3 protein-coding genes are annotated in these 5,175 nt (G+C 40.4%); all 3 read right to left on the bottom strand.

All coding sequences use genetic code 11. The features are described from left to right. Window positions 1-307: hypothetical protein (locus C200_RS13550; protein ID WP_033923835.1), on the bottom strand; the 307-nt coding region annotated here is incomplete at its 3' end. A gap of 183 nt (window positions 308-490) precedes the next feature. Then, the gene (locus tag C200_RS13555) at window positions 491-2,506 is read right to left on the bottom strand and encodes a methyltransferase domain-containing protein (RefSeq protein ID WP_129556603.1); all 2,016 of its coding nucleotides are present in this window, start codon (window positions 2,504-2,506) and stop codon (window positions 491-493) included. Window positions 2,507-2,626: 120 nt separating this feature from the next. Continuing rightward, on the bottom strand, window positions 2,627-4,957 hold the full coding sequence (locus C200_RS13560) for a penicillin-binding protein 1A (RefSeq protein WP_016211610.1): 2,331 nt from the start codon (window positions 4,955-4,957) through the stop codon (window positions 2,627-2,629). Window positions 4,958-5,175: the final 218 nt, after the last annotated feature.

The raw sequence follows: 5,175 nt of genomic DNA on the forward strand, positions 1-5,175 counted from the left end.
ATCCCAGGTTGCCAACTTCAGCAAACAGACCAGTAATTCCAGCAAATGCTTTTAAGCCCAGGTTGCCAACTTCAGAAAAGAGTCCAACGGCTCCAGCACTAAGTTTTAAAGCGAGGTTACCCAGGGTTGCTATAATACCGCTAACTATACCTAAGCAATTTCTTATAATATTTCCTATACCTGCTCCTGTATAGGTAATGAGCCCTCCTAACCCCCGAAATACTGTAGGTATACTGCTAAATAAACCAGATAAGGCTGTACTTATTGCTTTGACTGTATCTGATAAACTCTCTCGGCTTCTTGGCATGAAATATCCATAATTGAAATTTAACCATGTTAGTTAGAAAAGTAACATTTGGAGAAAACCATAGGAATATAAAAAAAATGAGCTTACATTTGTTTCTTGTAAATTTATTTTAACTTTAAGTGGATTTAATTAAGTTATGGGCTTAAATGTATTGAGAGGTGAGATAATAAGCCCATTGAGGGCTTATTTTTTCTGACAGAAAAAATTATACATGCAATAAAATAAATCAGGGTTGTTTTTTTCATATTCAGCCCATAGATCCAGATTTTGATAGTTTTCTCTAGCAGTTATTTTTTCTTTATGCTTTCCCAAAGCAAGGTCATGGCTTTGAAAGCCAGTAAATTGCAATGATAGTTTGGCTAATGCCTGTTTGATTTGGTTAAGCGTAAATTGATGTTCTTTGACATGAAAGATTAAATCACGGCACTCGCTCAAGGTAAAAAAATCACGCCATTTTGACAGTGGTTTAAGTGGGTGACTTGGTGCTTGTAAAATATCTGCACGTAATTTGCGAATATCCTCAGGAGTTGCTGCTAATTTTTGCTCTTTAATGTATTTTCTTGCTTGGGTAACGGTTTTGCGCCCGGTTTTACTGTAGAGGCCGATGAGCATGATGCCTTTTGGTTTTAATAAATTGGTTAAAACCTGCCAACCGGCTAATGGATCATTTAAGTGATGCAGTACACCACTGGCAAGAATATAGTCAAAAGGTTGATCAATACTGTTGGTCAGTTCCAGAATATCGGCCTGTTGAAATTGAATATTGGTTATATTAAATTCCTCAGCCATGCGTTTTGCATAACTTAGACTGGTGGCGCTTAAGTCAATAGCGATAATTTCTTTGGCATCACAGCAGGAGGCGAGGTTAATGGCTTGATAACCAGAGCCACAGCCGGCAATTAAAATACGAGCTGGCTTTAATAATGATTTAGATGGAGAAAAATGCGGTAGATGCTCTTGAATTAATGTGCTGAGGTTGCGTTTGATGGGTTCTATATCAACAGCAGTCCAACGTGGGTAGGGAGATTCTTCATATTGATTACGGACTTTTTTAGAGACTTTATCGTTAATGCTCGTTATTTTATTCAAATGTTTTTGTAGGCTTTTTTCCCGCTGTAAACTGCGATATTGATTGAAAATAGGCTGTAATAGGGGGGCATTTAAATATTGTAGGCTTTTATGTAAGGTTTGCTCATCTTCACTGACACTGTGATAGCAGTACCAGAGCAATGTGCTATAGATAAATTGAATGGGGGTTAACTCTGTAGTATGGATGGCTTTATGAAGTTGCTTTAGCCAAGTACTCTCATCGCTATCTGTGCTGTAGATGTACTCATTGAGCCAGGTTTGCTGGCAAAGACAATTTAAAAATGTCAGTACCTCTTGGGTGATATTTAGTGTTTTATGTGTTGCATGATAGAGGAATGACTTTCTTAATTTGACGAGCGGTTGCTCGATGTGCGCATGGCTAATAGGAAAGCTGGTGAGTGTTCTTAGCAATAATGGGTGACAAATAATCGCCTGTACTTTTTCTTGAGGAAGGGTTTTAATGCTTTTATGATCAAGCAAGTCGTTTAAGTGTTCATTTAAATTATTCGTTGATAAGGCTAAGATTTGCACTTGAGGAGCGAGTGGTCGAGCATTGATTGTTCGCAGTTCAAGTATCTGGTAAATATCATCGAGTAGGCTTGCATCCTCTGTAATTAGCTCGATCAGGGGTAGTCCTTTTAATAACTTGGCTTTAGCCAGCTGTAAGCCAGTGTCGTGTTTAAAAATTTGGCTAAGTTTACGGACCATCTTAAGTGTGTGCTTGGGATGGTTGGTCTTAAGTGTATTTAATTCAGTAATCAGGGCATTTAAAACAGTTTGGTCTTGGGGATGGAGGCTGACTGCTTGTAATAAGCTAAATGAAGCATCTAAGGGCTTTTCGCTTGCTTTATAGCACAGGCCAAGTTGGTAGTGATAAATATAATTTTTAGGGTCAAGCTGGAGGGCGTGTTGTAAATGATCAATTGCACTGGTTAATTTATTTTGCTTGTAAAGAACCAGCGCAAGTCGATACCAAGCTTCGGCAACTTGTGGGTGTTGTTGAATGAGCTGGTCTAAGGTATTTTTAGAGTCAATAAAATTTTTACGGTTAAAAGCTTGGCTGGCGTTTTCTAGCATATGGGCAATTGTATCTTTGGTCATTACGTCCATGAATTGATATCCTAAATTGATTATTTTTAGTTTATTACTTATTAATTAGTTTATTTTAATTTAAAAATCAAAATGCTAATTAAGATAAGCATTAATTATATTTTAAATAAATATCTTAATTTAAAATAAATCTTGCGCTAAATCACCGGGTAAATGGGTATTTGCTTGGTTGCTATAATGCTTAGGCGCATATTTTTTTCTGAAGGTTTCAAAGATAGTCTCTTTTTGCCAATCATGGGCCAGTTGACCGGTGTTTGGGTCTATGCGGAGCGTGACAAGGTTGTCTGGGCGTGGCCAGCGCCGCTCAGGATAATAGTTTAATGCAGTTTTCATATAGTCTATCCAGATCGGTAATGCGAGTGTGCTGCTGTACTCTCCTGTGGGTTGTGGACTGTCAAAGCCAACCCAGACGGTGGTGACAACATCTGGAGTAAAGCCTGCGAACCAACCGTCTTGTTGCTCGCTGGTGGTGCCGGTTTTACCCGCGATATCTTGGCGCTTGAGTTCTTGAGTACGCTTAGCGGTTCCTAGGCGTGCGACATCTTGCATGATGCTAGTCATAATATAGGCATTTTGAGCGCTGATAATGCGCGGTGCTTGTGGTTGATCGCCTTGCTGATAGCGCGGTACGGTCGGAGGGGCGGCTTGAAAGAGTATATTGTGATTAGAGTTGACAATACGATCAATATAAAAAGGGATGACACGGTAACCGCTATTGGCAAAGCTGCTATATGCTGCGGCAAGCTGTAATGGAGTAAGCGTATTTGTGCCGAGTGCAAGAGAGAGATTTTGTGGTAAAGACTGGGCAGCGAAGCCAAAACGTTGGACATATTGATGTGTGTAATCAATGCCAATATCCTGTAATAAGCGGATAGAAATTAAATTCATCGAATGGGTGAGGCCAGTGCGTAATCGTGTGGCGCCACGAAAGCGGCGGTTATCATTTTGTGGTCGCCACAGTTCATAGGTTTCATTGCCAGGTAGCACAATCGGTGAGTCATTAATAATTGAAGCGGCGGTGTAGCCTTTTTCAAGGGCTGCGGAATAAACAAAGGGTTTAAAGCTAGAGCCGGGTTGACGCTCTGCTTGAATGGCCCGATTAAAGTTACTTTGTGTAAAGGGTAAGCCACCGATTAGTGCGAGAACTGCACCATTATTTGAGTTTAAGCTAACAGCAGCGCCTTCAATGGCTGGTTTTTGCGTTAATTGCCAGTGGTCTTTTTGATATTGTACTAAGATGACATCACCTGCTTTTAGAATATCTACAGTTTGCTTAGGTGCTGGGCCACGGCGTTTTTCATTAATGTAACGGCGTGCCCAGGCTAAACCTTGCCAAGGAATAGTAATTTTTTGGCCATCTTTGAGTAGGGCTTCAGCACTGTTATCAGTCATTGTCGTGACAATGGCGGTGGGTTTATTTTTGATACTAGGAAAATGATTGAATTGTTTAAGTAGGTCTGTAGGTGATCGCTGTTGAAGATTGATCCAGCTGATGGGACCACGGTAACCATGGCGGCGATCATAGGCAGTTAGGCCATTTTCTAAGGCGTGGTTAATGGCTGTTTGCAATGATGAATCTATGGTTGTATAGACTTTAAAGCCACCAGTATAGGCAATTTTTGGAAATAATTCGGTGATATAGCGTCGCACCATCTCAGCAACATGTGGGGCATAGACGGCGGTTTTGGTGCGGTGAAATTTTGTCTTGATGGGGGCTGCCATGGCCTTTTGGTATTGGGCATGATTAATATAGCCATAGCGTAACATCCGGGTAAGGACATGACTGCGGCGCTTTTTTGCAGCGTTAGGGTTATAAATTGGATTGATGGCAGAAGGCGCTTGAGGGAGGCCGGCAATCATTGCTATTTCGGCAAGGTCAAGCTGGCTGACTGTTTCGCCATAATAAATTTTAGCAGCTGCACCGACGCCATAAGCGCGTTGGCCTAAGTAAATTTTATTAAGATAAAGTGATAAAATTTCATTTTTAGTGAGTTCATGTTCTATTTTGAAGGCAAGTAATATTTCATTGAATTTGCGTAAATAGGTTTTTTTACGTGATAAAAAGAAATTACGAGCAACTTGCATAGTGATTGTGCTGCCGCCTTGACGTTTTTCGCCGGTAGTAATAAGCCCAATAACCGCGCGCGCCAGGCCTTTAATGTCTACACCGCTGTGTTGGTAAAAGCGGTGGTCTTCTGTGGCAAGTATTGCATGGATGAGATCTTGTGGAATTTCAGCGAGGCTGACAGGAATACGACGTTTATTGCCAATTTCTGCGATTAGTTTGTCATCTGCACTATAAATACGCAGCGGCTCTTGAAGTTGAACACTGCGCAGAGTTGATACATCCGGCAGGTTATTTACCATATAATAAAGTAAGCTCGCTGTTACTAACATGACAATCAGTAGCAGGCTGATGGCAAACCAAGTGAAAACGCGCAGTGCTTTCATGCATGGCCTCTTTTGCTAATCTTTTTGAGTATCCTTGTTATCATAGTATATATCCGGATATTAAAGCATGCTATTTAGGTCACTAATTATGTATCATTTTTCTAATATATAGAATACATGTGATATATAATGTTATTTTTAGCAGGGATTCGCAAAAAATATCGTCAAGTGGGCATTAATTGGGATGATCAGTGCTTTTATAGCGCTGGATTAACAGT

It is taken from the genome of Piscirickettsia salmonis LF-89 = ATCC VR-1361, assembly GCF_000297215.2.
Classification (GTDB): Bacteria; Pseudomonadota; Gammaproteobacteria; order Piscirickettsiales; family Piscirickettsiaceae; genus Piscirickettsia; species Piscirickettsia salmonis.